Source organism: Pedobacter polysacchareus, from assembly GCF_019802255.1.
Classification (GTDB): domain Bacteria; phylum Bacteroidota; class Bacteroidia; order Sphingobacteriales; family Sphingobacteriaceae; genus Pedobacter; species Pedobacter polysacchareus.
The window spans coordinates 169,707-189,104 of record NZ_JAHYSS010000008.1 but is presented as its reverse complement, the minus strand read 5'-3'; the positions used below and the strand labels follow the sequence as shown (position 1 = coordinate 189,104).

Annotated in this window: 19 protein-coding genes; 5 read left to right on the top strand and 14 right to left on the bottom strand. The window is 40.3% G+C overall.

The annotated features are described in order from the left end of the window. Positions 1–24 precede the first annotated feature (24 nt). The 4 genes from K7X70_RS22855 to K7X70_RS22840 form a co-directional block, all read right to left on the bottom strand. Positions 25–969 carry an aldo/keto reductase gene (locus K7X70_RS22855; RefSeq protein ID WP_222539225.1) on the bottom strand — a complete coding sequence of 315 codons (945 nt, stop codon included), beginning with the start codon at positions 967–969 and terminating at the stop codon, positions 25–27. A gap of 141 nt (positions 970–1,110) precedes the next feature. Beyond that, positions 1,111–1,989, bottom strand: a complete 879-nt coding sequence (locus tag K7X70_RS22850) for a helix-turn-helix domain-containing protein (RefSeq protein WP_222539224.1) — start codon at positions 1,987–1,989, stop codon at positions 1,111–1,113. A 98-nt stretch (positions 1,990–2,087) separates the two neighbouring features. Continuing rightward, positions 2,088–2,684, bottom strand: a complete 597-nt coding sequence (locus K7X70_RS22845) for a sugar O-acetyltransferase (RefSeq protein WP_255607577.1) — start codon at positions 2,682–2,684, stop codon at positions 2,088–2,090. Between the two features lie 68 nt (positions 2,685–2,752). Next, complete coding sequence (locus K7X70_RS22840; protein ID WP_222539223.1) at positions 2,753–3,592, bottom strand: AraC family transcriptional regulator; 840 nt, start codon at positions 3,590–3,592, stop codon at positions 2,753–2,755. A gap of 173 nt (positions 3,593–3,765) precedes the next feature. Between K7X70_RS22840 and K7X70_RS22835 the strand changes: the two genes are divergently transcribed. Further along, positions 3,766–4,080 carry an HPF/RaiA family ribosome-associated protein gene (locus K7X70_RS22835; RefSeq protein ID WP_222539222.1) on the top strand — a complete coding sequence of 105 codons (315 nt, stop codon included), beginning with the start codon at positions 3,766–3,768 and terminating at the stop codon, positions 4,078–4,080. A gap of 68 nt (positions 4,081–4,148) precedes the next feature. Here the strand turns inward: K7X70_RS22835 and K7X70_RS22830 are convergent, their stop codons facing one another. The 9 genes from K7X70_RS22830 to K7X70_RS22790 all read right to left on the bottom strand — a co-directional run bounded on the left by K7X70_RS22830 (position 4,149) and on the right by K7X70_RS22790 (position 13,757). After that, positions 4,149–5,342 carry a multiheme c-type cytochrome gene (locus K7X70_RS22830; protein ID WP_222539221.1) on the bottom strand — a complete coding sequence of 398 codons (1,194 nt, stop codon included), beginning with the start codon at positions 5,340–5,342 and terminating at the stop codon, positions 4,149–4,151. A 196-nt stretch (positions 5,343–5,538) separates the two neighbouring features. Then, complete coding sequence (locus K7X70_RS22825; RefSeq protein WP_222539220.1) at positions 5,539–6,453, bottom strand: NmrA family NAD(P)-binding protein; 915 nt, start codon at positions 6,451–6,453, stop codon at positions 5,539–5,541. A gap of 2 nt (positions 6,454–6,455) precedes the next feature. After that, on the bottom strand, positions 6,456–6,848 hold the full coding sequence (locus K7X70_RS22820; protein WP_222539219.1) for a hypothetical protein: 393 nt from the start codon (positions 6,846–6,848) through the stop codon (positions 6,456–6,458). A gap of 11 nt (positions 6,849–6,859) precedes the next feature. Further along, positions 6,860–7,861: a DUF6268 family outer membrane beta-barrel protein gene (locus K7X70_RS22815; protein ID WP_222539218.1), complete on the bottom strand. Its 1,002-nt coding sequence runs from the start codon at positions 7,859–7,861 to the stop codon at positions 6,860–6,862. Between the two features lie 66 nt (positions 7,862–7,927). Further along, on the bottom strand, positions 7,928–8,818 hold the full coding sequence (locus tag K7X70_RS22810) for a helix-turn-helix domain-containing protein (RefSeq protein ID WP_281030669.1): 891 nt from the start codon (positions 8,816–8,818) through the stop codon (positions 7,928–7,930). A gap of 102 nt (positions 8,819–8,920) precedes the next feature. Continuing rightward, positions 8,921–9,355, bottom strand: coding sequence for a RidA family protein (locus tag K7X70_RS22805; RefSeq protein ID WP_222539217.1), 435 nt, complete (start codon positions 9,353–9,355; stop codon positions 8,921–8,923). Between the two features lie 29 nt (positions 9,356–9,384). Beyond that, a complete protein-coding gene (locus tag K7X70_RS22800) occupies positions 9,385–10,917 on the bottom strand; it encodes a carboxylesterase/lipase family protein (protein WP_222539216.1) in 1,533 nt (510 codons plus the stop codon). Between the two features lie 289 nt (positions 10,918–11,206). After that, positions 11,207–12,739, bottom strand: coding sequence for a DUF2931 family protein (locus tag K7X70_RS22795; protein WP_222539215.1), 1,533 nt, complete (start codon positions 12,737–12,739; stop codon positions 11,207–11,209). A gap of 268 nt (positions 12,740–13,007) precedes the next feature. Continuing rightward, complete coding sequence (locus K7X70_RS22790; RefSeq protein WP_222539214.1) at positions 13,008–13,757, bottom strand: response regulator transcription factor; 750 nt, start codon at positions 13,755–13,757, stop codon at positions 13,008–13,010. 182 nt (positions 13,758–13,939) lie between these two features. On the opposite strand from K7X70_RS22790, the gene K7X70_RS22785 reads away from it, so the two are divergent. From K7X70_RS22785 to K7X70_RS22770, 4 genes are all read left to right on the top strand, one after another. Continuing rightward, positions 13,940–14,137 (top strand): hypothetical protein, encoded by a 198-nt coding sequence (locus K7X70_RS22785; RefSeq protein ID WP_222539213.1) that lies wholly within the window; start codon positions 13,940–13,942, stop codon positions 14,135–14,137. 32 nt (positions 14,138–14,169) lie between these two features. Next, positions 14,170–14,916 carry a DUF3667 domain-containing protein gene (locus K7X70_RS22780; RefSeq protein WP_222539212.1) on the top strand — a complete coding sequence of 249 codons (747 nt, stop codon included), beginning with the start codon at positions 14,170–14,172 and terminating at the stop codon, positions 14,914–14,916. Positions 14,917–14,987: 71 nt separating this feature from the next. Beyond that, on the top strand, positions 14,988–15,728 hold the full coding sequence (locus K7X70_RS22775) for an SDR family oxidoreductase (RefSeq protein WP_222539211.1): 741 nt from the start codon (positions 14,988–14,990) through the stop codon (positions 15,726–15,728). A 20-nt stretch (positions 15,729–15,748) separates the two neighbouring features. Beyond that, positions 15,749–16,642, top strand: coding sequence for a helix-turn-helix domain-containing protein (locus tag K7X70_RS22770; protein WP_222539210.1), 894 nt, complete (start codon positions 15,749–15,751; stop codon positions 16,640–16,642). Between the two features lie 60 nt (positions 16,643–16,702). On the opposite strand, the gene K7X70_RS22765 is transcribed toward K7X70_RS22770, so the two are convergent. Continuing rightward, positions 16,703–19,390, bottom strand: coding sequence for a M14 family zinc carboxypeptidase (locus K7X70_RS22765; protein WP_222539209.1), 2,688 nt, complete (start codon positions 19,388–19,390; stop codon positions 16,703–16,705). Positions 19,391–19,398: the final 8 nt, after the last annotated feature.

Here is a 19,398-nt window from a genome sequence, read left to right as displayed (position 1 = left end):
GCAGATGAATAAATGTGATTTTATTTAGGATACCATTGCCCTCAATTGCATCAACTCTTCTGATGATAACCTGACACATGCAGCCGCAGTATTTTCTTCCAAACGCTGAATTTTGGTAGTACCTGGTATAGGTACAAAACCATGGGGCTGATTCAACACCCAGGCCAAAGCCAGTTGTGCAGGCGTAATTTCTTTATTTTTTGCAAATGCATTAAATGCACTAATCTTAGGCTGATTAGCTTCTATTTTTTCTTTGGTGAAATCTGGAAACATATTTGCTCTATTCCTGATGTCATTAGCATTAAACTTTGTATCTGAATCAACAGTACCTGTCAGATAGCCATGCCCCAGTGGCCCATAAGCAACGAAACCAATGCCTAATTCTTCCAAAGTTGGTAAAATTATATCCTCAACTCCAGGACTCCATAGCGAATATTGACTTTGTACAGCTGAAACAGGTTGTACTGCATGCGCTTTGCGGATATTTTCTGCATCTGCACCAGACAAACCAAAATACTTTACCTTCCCCTCCTGAATCAGGTCCTTTACAGTTCCTGCTACATCTTCGATAGGAACAGCAGGGTCAACCCTGTGCTGATAAAGCAAATCGATATAATCCGTCTTCAGTCGTTTTAACATAGCTTCGCAGCTTTTACGGATATGTTCTGGGCGACTGTTAAAACCTTTATTTTCATTGGTCTGTGGATCAAATTCAAACCCAAATTTGGTAGCAATGACAACCTTTTCACGCATGGGTGCTAAAGCATCACCCACTAATTCCTCATTTATGTATGGGCCATACATCTCTGCAGTATCAAAAAAATCTATTCCTATTTCAACAGCCTGCTGTATCAGTCTGATCATTTCCCTGCGGTCAACAACGTTACCGTATCCGAAACTCATATTCATACAGCCCAGCCCTATAGCAGAAACTGCTAATCCGCGCTTACCTAATTTACGTTTTTCCATTTTATAGTGTATTGATTTGAATATTCCTGGGCCTGCTTACTATTGCTAAAAATTTTGTTAGCTCAAGTAAAACGACACAACCAAAGATAAAGCTGAGACAGCCCTAGTCAGGTAAACTAATCAAACCAAAAAGTATAAATTTCAAATCTTGCGAATGCGATAAAATTTCGGGATGTTACCGGTTGCTTTTTTAAAAAAACTACTGAAATAGTTAGGGTATTCAAATCCAAGGGCGTATGCAATATCAGCTACGCTCCAATCAGTTTGCTGCAGTAAAGCAGTTGCCTCTACAGTGATGCGGCTGGCGATAAGTGAAGTGGTTGATTTCCCCGTCAATTCTTTAACCGCACGATTAAGATAGTTGACATGAATAGATAGGCTATTTGCATAATCCTGTGCAGTTTTAAGCTTTAATGGTGCATTCAGATTTTCGACTGGAAATTGCCGTTCAAGCAACTCCATGAATTGAGTAGCAATTCGCAATAAGCCGTTGTTGAATTGCACAAAATGCTCCTCCGGTCGCGTGCGCATCGCCTCATGGAGGATCATTTGAATATAATTACGCATCAGATCATCCTTGTAATGATAATTCGTTACATCTTCGGTGATCATATTTTCAAAAAAACCGGAGAGTTTTATGAATTGTTGTTCATCAAGTTTAAAAACAGGTATACCGCTTAATTTAAACAAAGGTGAATTCAGCAAGCTCTCTAAATGCTCTAAGGACTTGATGAAATTTTCAGTAAAAACACAGGAATAACCAGTTTGTTCTTTTTCTAGGATCTCAGCAGCATAAGGAATATACGGATTCGCAAAGAAGAGGTACCTACCATTCATTTGAATTATGCGATCCCCATAGCACAGTTCAACATTACCTATGCTCAATACGATTTTGTAAAAATGCCGTCGACCAAATGCTGATGGCCCGCCTTTTGGAACCTTGCTTCGGCTAACTTTAAAACCCCTAAGTTTTAAAACACTGTTCAGTGCAGGGCTGGGAAATTCAACAGGTGCTTCCATAAAGTTATAAAAGTACAAAAATCAAAACAAAAAGTTTGATACAAGAGGAACACTCATCTTGTATATGTTCTTAAACGTTGTGGATTTCTCTGAACTACCTAGGGAATTGATTTGATGATTTTTGCAGGAATCCCAGCCACAACTACATGGTCAGGAACGTCTTTTGAAACTACAGCCCCTGCGGCAACAACCGAATTTTCGCCGATGGTTACCCCAGGCAATATCGTAGCCCCAGCACCAATCCATGCGTTTCTTTTGATAAGAATTGGCTTTGTGACCAATGCCCGCCTATCGGTTGGTTCCAAAGGATGATGCTCTGTAACCAGATTCACTCTCGGACCGATCAGCACCTCGTCTTCAATCGTGATACCGCCCATATCAAGGAATGAGCAGGCATGATTGATAAAAACGTTCTTTCCTATTTTGGTAAACCTGCCGAAGTTGGTATAAAAAGGGATAAAAACGGTGGTACTCTCCTCTACATCTGAACCGAGGATTTTACTTAAACATTGGCGTATCTGGTGGGTATCAGTAGAATTATTCAGTTGTTGAGATAGTATTATCGTTTTGTTAACCACCTCACTGATCTTAAAATACTCTGGGTCGTTTAGCCTTATAGGCCCCCCCGCCCTCAACCTATCAAATATATCTGATGGCCTATCTTCCATTACAATTTCTTCTTTCGCATTTTCCATAAAACAAAATTAATGAGAAAGCCTCGCTTCGATGTTGCTGTGAGGCTCAATTTACTTTACTGAGCAGCTCAGTTTTTGTTTATATTTTGCATTTCCGTAGGAGGAAATCCGTATTCCCTTTTAAACGCGGTGGAGAAATGGGAAGGGTTTTTAAAACCAACCTTGATATACACCTCTTGCACTTTTTTCTCTTCTTCTTTCAGCATGACATAAGCAGCTTCCAAACGTTTTTTAATCAACCATTTTTGCGGGCTGAGGTTACTGATCTTCTTAAAATCTCTCTTAAATGTAGCCAGGCTACGTCCGGTATAGGCTGCAATCTCCTCCATTGAAAGCTCATCCATATAATTTTCATTGAGGAACTCCAGTATATCCATTTTCCAGGGCTCAGCAAAATCGAACAATACCGGATAGAAAATCGGGTTGTTGTTTAGAACCGCATAAATTCCTTCCAGAAGTTTTAAATGGCACACCCCATCCGTAGGCTTTACCTGCTCATCGAAATAAGGCATCAATGATTGAAACAGGCTAGTGATGTCAGGCCGAGATTCGATCTTAAAAACATGCTCGTCAGGAATAGCTATGTTTTTAGGGATATCGGCTTTGTTTAACCTGCTATAGAATTCACGCAATACTTTACGTTTGAATGTAAGAGAGATACCCTTATATAATTGCTCGCCTTTACTGTTTTTATACATCAGCAGACGATGGTCCCTTCTGATAAAAACACATTGCCCAGCTTTTATCGTGATCTTCCTGCCCCTATCTTCGATCACCTGTTCACCTGAATACAAATACAATAAAACGTGATCTGGGGTCGCATGGATACACTTTTCGCTATAATCCGAAAAGCAGGATAAAAATATGCCCGAATAATGAATGGTGCTTAATTTTTCTAACTCTTCCATGCCAAAGTATCAATCAATATAGGCAAACCTAATGAAAATATTGAAGGTAAATTTTACTTTCCGGCTCAATTAACCTTTCTGATAGGCTCATCTACTGGGAAAGAATTTTATTGGCCTAAAACCAAAACCTGGTTTTATTGTTCAATAGGTAGAAACATTTTAACTAAGAGACTATGACTATCCAATTGAATACCGACAAAAACTTAACAATACACCAGGAATACGAAGAAAAAATTAAAAATCAAATCAATGAAGGCCTGGGCATATTCGATGATTTAATCACCCGCCTGGAGGTACATTTATCAGACGAAAATGGAAGTAAAGAAGGTATAGATGACAAACGTTGTTTATTAGAGGCTAGAATTTCAGGCAGAGAACCTTTTGCTGTTTCCAGTTTAGGAAACAATTATGATGTAGCCCTTCAAGGCGCTATCAACAAATTAAAAAGCAAGCTGGAAACCATAGCCGGCAAACTTAAAGCACACTAAGGTCTAGTCCCGATCGGAAGATCGGGATTACTTACTTTATATCCTGGGATTGTATCAGTTTATAGAGTTCATTTACCCTTTACCAAATCTTTATAAATCGCAATGCGATGCGTACGCAGTTTATAGGGTATCTTTTCTTTGCTATTGCTCACCTGAAAAGCGATAGCATGAGATTCTTTAATCGGCATGTGACAGTCGATACAGTTATTTGCCAGAATCGCTTTATTTTTCTCTTTCAAGGCATCATGCTTCACATCCTGGTGACAGCTGATACATTTAGCGGAATAAATTGCAAGACTAGGTTTATTGTTATCATGTATATCATGACAGGTAACACATTCTGCCTTGCCAATCTTATAACATACACTAGCTTCAAGCAACTGTTTTTGTTTACCGTGTACATCTGGATCTTCACCTCGATAGGCACTATATTCTGGTAAAGTTTTTAACGTATCCCCAGGCTTAAAACTAAAAATAGAGCTCAATGATTGAAGCCCCACACCTGAATGGCATATCCCGCAGGCATCTACCCTTTGTGTTAATGCTAATTTCTTATAATTCACCATAAACTTAGCCGTTTTCGCCTCAGGGTTTTCCTGATGAAAATTGACATGCTGAGCCGCAGGACCATGGCAGCGCTCACAATCTATCCCAGCAATGAGGGAATTTTTAACATACTCTTCCTGAACTGAAAAATCAGTACTCTGGATTGGCTTTTTCTCCGCGAAAGATCCATGGCACTCTAAGCAACGCAGATCAATTGTTCTACCGAAATAAATCTGTTCCGTAGGAAAACCCGGACTGTTTACCCATTGATGTTCTTGAGTCAGGTAGTTCAATGGCATTTGCATCAGTTGATTGCCGTACCAAAAGGCGAAGGTATATGCCTTGTGTCCTGCACCAAAAACCATAGCCGTATGTTCTGTTTTTCGATCAACTCCATTGATCATAGCGGTCTGATAAAGGCCATCCGCACGGTTTTTCACCAACATTTTAGTTTTTTCATTGAAAATAAACTCCCCATCAGGGATATGCAGGCTATCAGCAGAATTAGGCTTAGTCAGCATTTTTGAAGCATTAAAATGGGAATTGTGGATCGCTGATTTTGTCAGATCTTTATGACAGCTGATACAGGTAGCACTTCCCGCATAGGCCGGCCCCCTACTATCGTTACTTTTACTTTCTACCTGTGTGCATTGCACAGCTGCAAATACAAAAATTGCCAGAATACAAAAAATCAGAAAGTAGCGTCTCCGGCCCATACATTAGCTTTGGTTAGAATATTAGGTGTTGTTAACTAAAATAAGAAAAAAATTAACTTCAACTGACAAAAAACATAAAGAATGTCAATCAATGCCCAAATTTTATGAACTGCAATCATTTAAATTCCTCAGGAAGCCAGATATTTCCTTCCTAATATATACTATAAGATAAACAACCGCTTATGCTAAAGACAAATTAGAACAGCATCCTCCAAAGCGGCTTTCTTGTAAAAAGATGCCTGTTTTCCTGCAAGTATTCCTCCATGATAACTGGTCTTCTTAGAATTAAGTTTGTTATCGTATCCTGCTCCGGTTCGGGAACTCTAGTTGCCAAATCATCCAGTTCGACAAGATGAGTGGCCAGCCATTCTGGTAATTTCGCTTTGTTGACGAATTGACTAAACAACTCTTCAGACTTAATGTCCAGATATTCAATTTCACGCCCTGTTATTCGTGATAACTTCGCTGCCATTTCCATATTCGTAATGGCCTCAGGCCCCGCTAAAACAAGCGACCGATCTTTTAATTCGTCAATTGCCAATAAATATTTTACGGCTACGCTTGCTACATCCCGACAGTCAATATAATTTCGGGGAGCATTCCCTAAAGCTCCATATATCTTGCCAAAATACCGGATGGTAAAAGTATTTCGCTCCCAATTCTGCATAAAGGAATGAGGTCTCAGGCAACAATAATCCGCTATATTTCCTGAAAGATAGTCGTCTATTTTACGATGCCATTCACTCACCTCGACCTTCGCTGGCAACTGAACCATCGGAGCAGACAACTTGACGATCCGTCTAATACCGCTTTGTCTGGCAGCATCTATAATATTGATTTCATGCGCCACCTGATCAGGAGAAGTTGCCGTTAAAAGAAACAATGCGTCTCCTCCAAAACACGCTTTTTTCAGCTCCAGGGCCGAATTTAAGTCTGCACTTAAATAAGTGACATTCGATTTACCTTTATCGATCTGTACCGGATACGGACGCTCAGGGTTCCTAAGTACTCCTCTTGCCCTACAATCAGCAAAACTCAGTTGGCGCATTACCTCGGCACCAACCGTACCAGTGCATCCAAAAACAACTATAGTTGGTTTAATCTTATTCATCTTTATGATTTTTTTATTTGCTGACGGATAGTTAATATTGCTGCGCCTAAAAAGGCGGAAAATGTGATATTAAAACGTTCTGATTGAAGGTTCAATAATGTGGAGCATGCCATCCCCAGACTAATCATCAACATGACAATGAGGACAGACCTCAACAACTTGTTTTGAGCTAAAATTTGTCTGAACTCAAATTGCCAGAGTATCATAAAACTAACTACTGTTGACAATAAGGAAGACAAACCTATACTGGTATAACTGGCCGACATCAGCTCATTTTTTTGAAGAAAAAACCCAGATGTAAATGACATTAGGGCTGGAAATACATAAGCTGGCACAGCTGCAAGGATTAAAGAACGCAGGTTAAACGTTGAAGGATGATCATTTCTGTTTTTCATAAGACTTTAATCTATTTCCTCCTGCCCAAACGATAAGTCAGTGCCGCTTTTCCATAAGTCATATTCGAAATAGAAAAATCATTCACCGTTTTTTGTTTCACATCAAACCATTCATAACTATTCAACAGTCCCATTCCTGCCTGTCCCTGAATCCAGATCGCACCTATCAATCGTTGATTGACCTGCAAGCCGCCATGAATGCTGGAAAACTGAGCATAATCGACTTCTTTACCATTAGAACCACTATAATTTTTCAGATTAAAACGGGTCCAGTCTATTGAACCAGCCAATCCAACCTGGGTATTTTCGCTCACATTATAAAGTACATTCAATCTCGGCCAATAAAACTGCGCTAACCATTTATTGTTGGTACTTCGATAATCAATTGAAATCCCAGGGGTGATCAAAGTCTCTCCGAAAGAATGCAGGACATGAACGCCAAACCCAATTTCGAGATTCGATTCTGCACCGAACTTTTTAGATAAGCCGAGTATTCCGTCCAGGATCAAATCATTAAAGGAAACTGGCTTTTTAAAGTCTGCAGCCAGCGTTGGCATCACTATTCCCAAAACAGACCATTTACTCGAAATAGGATGTCTAATAATAATTACCGATTTTATCTCCTGAATTCTCTCCACCTGATTTGGATCATCTATACTGTTATTCTCATAATTGAAATCCATCAAGCGATAATTCAGATTACTGAAAATGCTCGTCCTACCAACTTTAAAAGGGAGAATAGGCAGCCAGGCGTCATAAGTATTCAATTGAAACTTATTGCCTGAAAGAGCACTTTCCAAGGGTAGATCTTTAAAGCTAGTTTTAGCATGAACAGTGACAGCAGCACCACCTACATCCTGAATAATCTGGCTGTAACTTTTACTTGAATAAAGGAGAATTAAAATGGCGATATAAAGACCTGACCATTTGGTCAGTCCCTTATGCCTACAATAACCTTTGGTTTGGAGATTACTCCTGATACCCGAATTTCTAATAGCAATTAACGTTTTCATTTTCTTTGAGTTTAAGGACACAAAGGTGGACTGAAAACAAGAATTGCTTTAAAACTAAACCACTCTTTACTCGGACAAATCCTGCATAAAGGCAATTCGGTACTCCGAAGGAGTTACGCCTGTTATATTTTTAAAGAGCCTTCCAAAATAACTGGGATCCCCATAATTGAGTTCAAAAGCTATTTCTGAGATGCTCTTAGTCATATCTTGTAAAAGCAACTGACTTTGTAGGATACTCACTTTATTGATCCATTCCTTTGGACGCTCTCCGATAGTTTCCTTGATACACCTATGGAGATAGTTTTCTGAAACAGATAGCGCTGAGGCATAGAATGAGATCGACTTATGCTGTGTATAATTTTTATAAACCAGTTCCTTAAAACTAAAAGTAATTTCGGCACTCCGGCTTATACTTTTACTGAGTTCTTTACTTGAGCTAAAAATTTTCTGTAAACCCGCCTGCAGCAGTGAATAACAGATTCCAAGGTTTGGATTTGGGTAATAAATCTCGGTATTCAAAAGTTCAAATAGAGCGGATAACCAGGCACTACTCTCCTTCTGTAAATGAATGACGATGTTAGCAGAAAAGAGCTTTATGAGTTCCTGTTTTGATAAGAGTTGATTCAATGTCTGATCTTCGAATAAAATGATATGCCCAGCGGCATCCGGACTCACCTCTTTTAATGAAGTTACATTGCCTTGCCTGACAAATAAGATTTCATGCTCTTTGATGGAGACTAAGTTTGCATCTACTTGCTGTTTTGCACTACCCCTGGTAATGTGAACGATGAAATTGTATTCCGGCCTGTGCAAAGGCGTGGGCACTTTAATGAAACTAGATGTTTTTGCGATATCATGGATCTGAATAGCCGTCTTCAAAACCGCAAAATCAGTTGACATCTCCGACATAAACTGTCCCCTGAAATCTGTTGGGGTGATTCTTTTTATTTTAGTCACAGTCTGAAATTAACAGCACAAACAATAGAAACCTGGATTGATCCTCATTTATTTCCGAAGATAGGATTCTATTTTGTAAAATAGCTGAAGCCTATTCGCAAGTTATTTAGGCAAATGAGCAATCAATTCAACCTCTAACTTAGATTCCGGCATATATAGCCGCACTACTTGCACCCATGTAGCTGCTGGAAAGTCCCTGTTATAAAATTTCTTACGTGCATAATTATACTTTTTCATCGCCTCAATATCTGTTGTATACAAATTTTCTTTGACCACATTTTCAAAGGTGGCACCGTAACTGGATAGTGAAGCTTTTAAAGCATTATAAACAGAGGTAATGCCTTCAGGGCTGATGTCATTTGTGACAGCGCCAGAAATGTAAAGGATATTGTCAACTTTTAAAACCTGTGCATAGCCCGCAACAGTATCTTGTTTTGAGGCGTTGTTCCAATGCCATTTTTCTTTTTTAATACTTTTCTCTTGTGAAAAACTATGAAAAGAAATGAGGAGTAAAGCGAATAAGATAAGGTGTTTCATAACAGGTTGTTAAAATTTGAGTTTAGAAATCAGTTATCAAGTATAAATCCAGCACTTGGATAATTCTCGTCGTTAAAAATAGTTTCAAATAGAACTGGCCTAGAGATAGCATCAAACAGCATCACATTTTTATGATTGAATTGATAAGGGAACCAGTCATGCCCGTTAACCCGGCCTGGAGACCCCGATTTTATAAACTTCACCCAGGCGCTGTGCATCTGGTAAGTTAGTTTTTGACGGTCATCCAAACCTTTATCAGGTTTATCAGCAGCTAAAGACCAGATAAAAGACAATTCCTTAGCATGTGAGGCTGGCGAACCATCCTGATCATAATCAAAACGATACATCCAGACTTCCCTGTCCGCTTTAGCCAGCGCCTCTGCCAGGCGGTAAGAATGCATCTGGTACATGTATTGAGTTAGGATGTGAATCGTTATAGAGTCGGCCGGGCCCGCTTTAATTGCATCTTGATAAGCAGTCAGCACTAAAGGATAGTTTTTACCATACCAAGCATTTAACACTTCTGGAGCGGGATGGTAAAGCCGCTTATCCATCTCCATAAACATCACACTCTCTTCTTTATTCGTCCCTATCAGTAATTTGACCTGCTGATCTGACTGCTGGCTGATGACTTCGTATGGATCACCTTTAATGACAATACCATCTTCAACAGGACCAAAATAATTTGTGCCCGCAGCGCCATTGCAAACTAACGCCTGTGCTTTAATCAACACTTCAGCAGGCAAGTTTAATAATTGAGCCGGATTCTCTATATTTAAGATAGTCATTAATCTTTTCCGGATTTCTTTAGCGGTCACAGAATCGCGGATGCATTGCACACTTCCGCTTTCCAGGATCAGCTGCTGGAATTTACCTTTAGCCATAGGAGATACCAAAAGTGTGCTGGCTAATTTTGCACCGGCAGACTCCCCCATTACGGTAATACGGGAAATATCACCACCAAATGCAGAGATATTTTTATTGATCCATTGAAGTGCCATGATACAATCCTGCAAGCCATTATTACCCGAGGTTTTTAGTTTCGGGTCAATATCGCCTAGGTATAGAAAGCCAAATACCCCGAGTCTGTAGTTAATGGTGATGGTAATGATACTGTCTCTATCCGAAAAGCCATGACCGTTTTGGTACATACCAGAACCGCCTGTCATCGCCCCCCCATGGATCCAAACCACTACCGGCAGCTTCTTTTTTGTAGTAATGTCGGGTTTATAGATATTCAATCGAAGGCAATCTTCATCGCCTTTTAGCGGGGAAACAGCATTTCCATATTGTGCTGCCATCGGACCGAATTCCAGGCATTTTAAAGTATCCTTCCAGGCTTTCGCTGCCTGCGGAGGTTTAAAGCGTAAAGGTCCAACAGGTGCTGCAGCGTAAGGCAGCCCTTTAAATACCAGTGACCGGTCTTCTAAGCGTCCTCTTACATAGCCACTTTTTGTTTTAACGATGAGTTTATTCTGACAAAATCCCGCTATGGAAAAACACAAACAACTGCATAATGCAAGGTGAAATACAATGGTAAAAAAGTTGAAATGCTGCTTCATGGCTAATTTTATCCGGTTGAGCTAAAAACTAAACATCATTCAAATCTTGCAGATCTTTGAGACTTTAGAATAGATAAAATAAGAAAAGCGATGATTGGGGTAAATAAAATCCCGAGCAAAACACCACCACCAAAGCCTATACGAGTATCTCTGGCATAACGCCCTAATGCCCATAATATAGAGAGCAATAATAGTATTAATACAATTTCAACACTACCCACAGCGATTAGGAACATATATTTAATATTTAGAATAAAACTACATAAATAAAGTGACAACAAATAATTGACTAGTAATTTTTACCATACGCTATGATTTTAGTCTCTAAAAGCAAGAGCTGGTTCTTTCCGTTTTTTAGCGTTGCAGTTGCCGTTTTGGCTTTATGGTCGATATTAAATTCTACTGCTGCACTGCTATTTTTTTGGCGGTTAAAAAAGTCATCAAACTGTTTAAAGGTTTTCTCTTCATCAAATTCAAAATCTACAGCGCATCTGTTCCCATTTTTATCGTACCATTTAAGGTATACATCTTTTGGAACTCCTCGCTTTTCAATCGGGTTCTTTAACAGACTTTCATCAAAAAACACATACCGTTCAGCGTTATAAAAGCTAAAATCAGCATCATGAACCTTTATTTCAGGGGAAATCACAAATGTAGGTTTCCAATTGTAAGTTGTGCGCAGTTTATCCCAATAGCCATATGGAATGGGCTTATCTTTTGTCAATCGCTGTATCTTTAAAGGTATAATGGAACTATCAGTTAATACCTTATTTCTCCATTCCGGATTAAAAACATCATCATAAGCCAGACGCTCATCCTTAGAAACAGGTTTAGCTATACTTACTCTTTCGGCCTGATAACGTCCAATTTCTACCTGACGACGGCCAGTGCTGCCCGCCCAAACCACCACCACACCGCCTGGTGCAAAACCCATAATGATCCCGTCATACTTTTCCTCAAAAGTACGACTAACTCTCTTTTCCATATAGGGTTTACTGAAAAGCATCCGTAACTTCTCTTGATCAATGGGCGTATTTAGCCTATAGAAGGTATCTTCAACGAAAGAATACCAGGTCATATCCAATCCATTGGGCATGACTGCTTTTTGCTTACTGCTTTCACTTCCATCCTCGCCCCATTTTGCATCGTAATTGACCTTGTTACTCTCGCTAAATGTAAACCCATAATGCTCCCCTTTTGGAAAAGAGAAAACCCCTTTGTACAATTGAACAGGATAGGCAGTTGGGTTACTCATCGCAGCATGCCATTCATAGACCCCATTTTTAAGGTTATAAGCAATATCTGCTGCCGCTTGTTTTGATTTTTCAATATCCCGCCCAGTCGAAGCAATACCTTCTACAATTGGCATCAAAACAATATATCCGATAAGAACCGGCACTAATCTTTTGTATGATTTTATGGCCCAGACAAAGATGATACTGCTAAAAATCGTCAGAAAAATGCTCAGTATTAAAAGCTGGGGAAACATTTCAACCATAACATTGCCTAAATCGGCATACAGCCGATGTTCATACGCATCACCGATGGTTCCTACAAAAAGTATAACCGGGAAGAACATTAAGAAAGTGAGGTAGAACACAAAACCATAAGCAAGCTCAAAGAATATATTGGACTCATTGAGCAGGTTTAGCTTTTTACGAATGGTATTAAAATGAAAATAGAGCAGCGCAATTAAAATTACGTAGGGAGAACAGCAGAATGCTGCATAGACCAGGTTTAAATCTGCATTTTGTGTGCATAACATACCGACTAAAGCAAATATGGCCACTAGAATAGCGGATAGGATAGTTTTGAAAGTCATCTGCTACAAGATAATGAGATTCCTGAGCAATTAAAAAAATCCAGCGATGGTAATTTTATCAACGACAATTTATGATCAGAAAAACCGTAAACAAGGGTGTATTAACCAAAATGGAACTGCTGCTCCATGAATATTTTAATGACGGGAAAGAATTTCATCAATCATGAAAACGTGCTGGTCGAATTCCACAAATCCATTCTTCTCATAGAAACCTATTGCCCTGGTATTATCCAATGTCCTGCAACTACTTTGGATAGCAAAACGTCTATTAAATAATCCTGTTATTCACCGCATAAGAAAGCGCCTCTACGATATTACTTACGCCTAAGCGCTCAAAAATGCGCCTTCTATAATATTTCACGGTATCAGAAGAAACGAAGATCTTCTCTGCAATTTGGTTAATTGTTAATCCCTGCGCATGCAGCAGCAATATCTCAATTTCTCTTTTACTGAGTTTTGGTTGCTCTGATTTACGCCAAACACTGTTTGTAACATTTAATTCCCAAGTTTCACCGGAACCTTGTTTATAAATACACACATTACCGGCATTTTTATGGTGCGAAATAGAAACAATACACATCGCTTTCCACATCTTCTCCTCGCTGGTCAGAAATAATGGGGTTAGCCTATGATTGATGAGCGTCTGCTTGCCATCCTTATTCATCAAATGAAAATCATAAGTGATACTGTAGGATTTTTTCGTACTCCCCGGTAATTTTTCAAAGAAATCAAATCCGGCTTCGTTAATCAGGTGCAGCAATTCTAAATCCTTTGCAGGAACATTCTTAAAATAGAACTCATAGCCCATCGCTAACACTTCCTCAGCCGAATATCCGCACAAAAACAAGGGATTTTCTGAAACGTACTCAAATGCCATCTTCTCATAATCAATCACATAAATACTTTCATACGTTAATCTTGCAAAAGAGGCGACGACTTCCAAATAATCCTGCTGCTGAAGATGGTCATCTTCTGATATTTTTCCAACCTTATTCTTAGTCAGCAGACTTGAATTCATCTTGTTTTTCATTTTGGCTATAGCTGAATAACAAATCTACACTTTAGTGTAGTATTTGGGAAAATTTTTGTCTTCACTTTTACATAAAACAGTTTTTATGGGACCAGGAACGCGCTTAATTAATTTAAGTCCTGAATCAGGGTCGATTGTAAAACCATTGTATTTCCTTTAAGAAAAAGAGTATGAAAGACAAAAAAGATCTAGGATCCCCAGCATTTTGGATTATTGCAATTATCCTGGGAGCAGCTACCTATAAAGAATTTGATTTTGAAAACTTCCAGTTTAAAAATCTGGGTCTCGGAATTATTTATTCACTAACATTCATCTTTTCCATTTTTGTGATTATAAGAGGGAGAAAAGCAGACCAAAAGGAGCAGTAAAAACCAAAATTCTAAATTTATCCAGTATACCAATGGAGCATAATTGCTTAAATTGTAACCTTCAGGTAATTGACAATTATTGTCACAATTGCGGACAAAAATCGAGTGTACACCGGTACTCCATAAAACATTTTGTCGCACATGATTTTATTCATGGGGTTTGGCATGTAGACAAAGGCATCCTTTTTACCCTGAAAGAACTTTTCACAAGACCCGGCCATAGTGTTCGGGAATTTATACAGGGCAAAAGAGCGAACTACTTTAATTTCGTGACGCTGATACTTGTGATTTTAACTGTATCCAGCCTTTTAAGCCCTTATGTCCACATCAAACTAGCTGATTTAATACCCGGCAGCAACAAATCCGCGATGAATTCATTTGAGGAATTTGCAACAAAATACCCCAAAATATTGATCGTGGTTACCATCCCAATTAATTCATTATTTAGCTTCATTTGGTTCAGAAAAGCTAAACTTAATTATTCGGAGAATCTGGTTTTAAACTCCTACAAAGCTGCCGCAGAATTAATCATCGGATTGGTCTTCACCATTTGTGCCATCTTTTATACCCAGACTAAAACACTTGCATTGATTTACCTTGCGATCATCACTCCCTCCCTATACATCTACGGTATCTGGTATTATTTTCAATTTTACTCGGCCTATGGCTATAGTAAAAAAGCACTGTTTTTCAGAAGCATTTTAGTGATCCTGTCTTATTCGATATTCCAGGCCATCGTTGGAGCGCTTTGGGGAATGGCACAAAAATTAATGCATTAGGTCGTTTTTCTGGCTACAACATCAACAGTTTAGGCTAATTTTCCCAGGCCATCCTAACAGATCTTTGTAAGATGGAAAACAGGATCAAAAATAAAGTAGTAGCCATCACAGGTGCCAGCAGTGGAATTGGGGAAGCGATCGCAGTGATGCTCGCAGCGCAAGGTGCAAAGGTCGTCCTGGGCGCACGTCGCCAGGATAAATTATCACAACTCACAAACCAGATCATCGAGGCAGGCGGGGCAGCCGATTATTTGGTGACAGATGTAAAAAAAAGAGAAGACCTGGAGCAGCTCGTTCAACTCGCTCAGCATAAATATGGCAGATTGGATGTTATGATTAATAATGCTGGAATCAGCCAACTTTCCCGTATGGATGATTTACAGGTAGAAGATTGGATGGAAATGATTGATGTGAACCTCAAAGGTGTTTTACATGGTATCGCCGCATCAATGCCCTGCTTTAAGAAACAAGGATCAGGACACATCATCAACATCATCTCTACTTCTGGGATTAAAATTGTACCGCTGCAAGCCGTTTATGCAGGCACCAAAAATGCAGTACGTACCATCGCTGAAGCATTGCGACAAGAATCTGAGGGCAAATATCGGGTCACCGGAATCTCTCCGGGTTTTGTGGATACAGAACTGTCAGACCATATCAAAGACGAAAGCCTAAAAGCAGCGATCAAAGACAAAGCAAATAAAATTGCCATCTCTGCGAATGACATTGCAGAGGCCGTAGTCTACGCCATCAGCCAGCCAGATCAGGTGGAAGTAGGTGAAATTGTAATTCGCCCATCCGTCCAGGATTAATCCTACCTTAGCATCAGCTCATGAAAGAAAAGCCATTGATATTTAAGCATGTTTCTCAACTGATGGATGCTTTGGATCTGCCCAAGCCCCAGCATCCATTGGCTGCATTGGTGAATTATGACCTCAACAAGATCGCCGAAAAATATGCAGGAAAGCACTTTTTAATCGACCTCTATAAAATCTCGTTTAAAAGGAGTTTTAGCGGACAGCTAAAGTATGGACAAGGGCATTATGATTTCGAAGCAGGAGGCCTGGCTTTTCTCGCACCAAATCAGCTGGTCAGGATGTCTGATGATACTGATCAATATGAAGGTTATGCGCTTTACTTTCACCCAGATCTAATCCAGAGCTATCCATTGGCTAAAACCATATTGAAATATGGATTCTTTTCTTACGGTGTTTCAGAAGCACTTTTCATGTCTGATAAAGAAAAGAAAGTCATCGAAACATTATTTGATGCCATTGCCATCGAACTGGATCGCCATAATGATCAGTTCAGTCAGGACATATTGGTATCGCAGATAGAATTACTGCTGAACCACAGCAACAGGTTTTATAACCGACAGTTCCTCACACGTAAAGGGATTTACAAGGGCTTAATTGAGCTGATGAATGACTATCTACAGGAGCGTTTTAACCAGCCAGGACTGCCTTCAGTGCAAGAAATTGCTGCACATTTGAAGGTTTCTCCGAGGTATTTAACAGACCTCCTGAAGTCTCTAACCGGACAAAGTACACAACAACATATTCATGACAAGTTGATCGAAAAGGCAAAAAACATCCTGGCGACCAGTAACCTCAGCATTGCTGAAATCGCTTATACATTGGGATTTGAACACCCGCAGTCTTTCAATAAGCTGTTTAAAAAGTTAACAGATATATCGCCCGGTGTCTATCGACAAAATTTTGGTTAATGAAAAAATCAGTTTCGTATACCCGGTAATTGTGGTATACGAAACTGATTTCCCGCTGAGTTACCTGTATCCTCCGTTTAATAAATTACCAAAGAATATCGAATTCAGGAACAGACGTCCTGTACCCAACCAATAACCCCTGTAAGTAGGATCATCGGCAAATAGGATCACTTCTCCTCTACCAATTCCTGTGGCAATAATTGCCGCAGAACCCGCTACTTTGTCAATATTCGATTGAGAAGAATAACCGTTCACGAAAGGCTTTAATGCATACTGTGCTACAGTTGCATATTTATTTTCACTTGGCAGTAATAACGTAGCGCCATTTTTATTGATAAACAGTTTGCGGGAACTGACCCCAAAAGCTACCGGATGGGTAATGTCAAGGTCGGCTAAGAAGATCGCCCCATTGATTCTTTTTGAACCTTCCACATCTTCCTGATTGGCAAAATCCAGTCTGTCTTTAGTCCCTCTCACAGGTTTGGCAGCAAGCGATTCAGCTCCAGCTGCCCCTCTTCCCGGACCTTTAGTTTTATCTTCTTCTTTAGATGATGCCGCAGCTAACGGTGCTGCTGCTGGCACCTCGCCCCTTCTGGAGAAATTGTCTGTTTCCGAAAGCTTTTCTTTTACGATGCCCTGGTTTACTGCCCAGGCTGTTGCCGTTTGGAAAGTGATCAGCGTTCCACCTTCAGTTACCCAGTTTTTGATCTTATCAATCGTGGCTTTGTCCCAATCGCTATAGTTACCGCCTGGCAGTACCAACACGTTATAGCGGTTCAATGGTGCTCTGGCAAAACTTTGCAGGTCCAGCTTAGTAACCGGCAGGTCTAGCTGCTGATTCAACAGGAACCACACCTGACCAGCTTCAGAAGAAGTTACACCCTGACCAAAAGCCAGCGCAACTTCAGGTTTTCGCACAGCCTTAATACTGCTGCTGCCTAAATCGATACCCTCGGCACTAAAACCTGTGGCCACCGGGCTAATGTCAATATTAGCAGATCGGGCCACACTTTTCAATACCGCATACAGGGAATCCGGAGGAAGCGTCTGCCCTACTACCGGAATCACCAGAGCGCCTGGCAGGTATGCTTTTTTCTCGGAGCCAACAGTTGCAACGAAAGATTTAAACGCCGTTTTAACCAGCACGTTTTGCAGCTGCAGCTGATACAATGCTTTCGTAAAATTATAATCGGAAGAATTGATCAGGTAGGCATAAGAGGAACGATTGCCATTTAACCGCCCAGTTTCCGCAGCTACATTTTTTACAGCGGCACCCTTAGAAAAAGCACCATTTACTTTTGCATATTTCAATCCGTAAGCCTGAATGATACTCCATCCGGTATTGTCGTAAAAGATGCTGTCCTTCAATATATTCTCCTCAAAGATAGAGTGAATAATTAAAAAGTTGGGCTGGGCAGATGGAACAATATAACTTTTTCCTTTCTCAAATGTTTTCCCCTCCTGACTGATTTTATCAGCAAGTTCATACACCTCTACATGATGCTGTAAGAGCAAGCCCAGGAATTTCTGCGTCAGGTTCACATCATTTTGATCGCCAAACACAAATGCTTTGGCAGGATTCTTTTGTCCTTGTCCTAAAGCGTATTTGAAGAAGTCTTTTTGTACTTTAAAAAGCCCCGATTTCTCTGCCACAGCACCTCTGATCGTAGAGAAACTCGTGGCCAGGTGGTTGCGGATGGTGAAGGCAAAAGTTAATGGGCCATTGGTGGATTCCTGCAAAATCCCCCTTGAACTCGCCTGCTCAAAAGTTGCCGCTACCGAACCAAAAAACTTAGGATAAGTAGAACCATAAATCGGTGATAAGTTATCATAATTTTCTTTGGTAAAATAAAGCGATCCGATATCATCCAGCGCTTTTGCATGGTATTTTGCCAGGTTTACCTGAAATTCATACAAAAACTGTGGGATCACAGGGCTCTCATGGCGTTTCGGCGAAGGTTCAAAATAATACGTGGCATTCGTTCCCTGCTCATGAAAATCGATCTGTACATTTGGATACCATTTATGGAAGAAAGCAAGGCGGTTCCGGCTTTCTACCTGTACAAGGTTCAGCCAGTCTCGGTTCAGGTCGGTAAAATAATGGTTGCTCCTTCCATTCGGCCATGCCTCCTGGTGCGCTTTGTCCAGCGGATCGCCTACCGCAGGAAAAGAATGATAGGAATTATGCCAGTTCGCCGCACGGTCTCTGCCATCCGGATTAAGCGCAGGATCAATAAATACGATTGCTTCTGTCAGCCATTTCTGGGTTTCCTCATCATTGCTTGCTGCCAGGTAGTAAGCTGTAAGTAAGCTCGTTTCTGTACTGGAAGTCTCATTGCCATGCACCCCGTATCCCAAGTGGATAATCACTGGGGCATTATTGCTCAGTACAGGTTTAGAAGGATCTACCTGATCCAGGTGTTCCTGTCTGATCTGTTCCAACTTCGCATAATTTGAAGGCGCAGTGATGGTCACCACCACTTGCTCACGCTGCTCATAAGTTTTCCCAAGACTTTCCAGGTGTACGCGGTCGGATAGCTTTTCCAGCTGCCGTAAATAGGCCAGCACCTGATCATAGCGCGTATAATAAGTACCGATAGGATAACCTAAAAACTGTTCAGGTGTGGGGATTTTGGGATCCAATGCGCTGGCTTTAGGAAAGAAATAAGCATTTTGAGCCGATGCAGACTGGATCCAGATCAAACTGAGCAGGATCAATATTTTAGTGGTATGGAAGAAAAATTTCATGTCTTTAT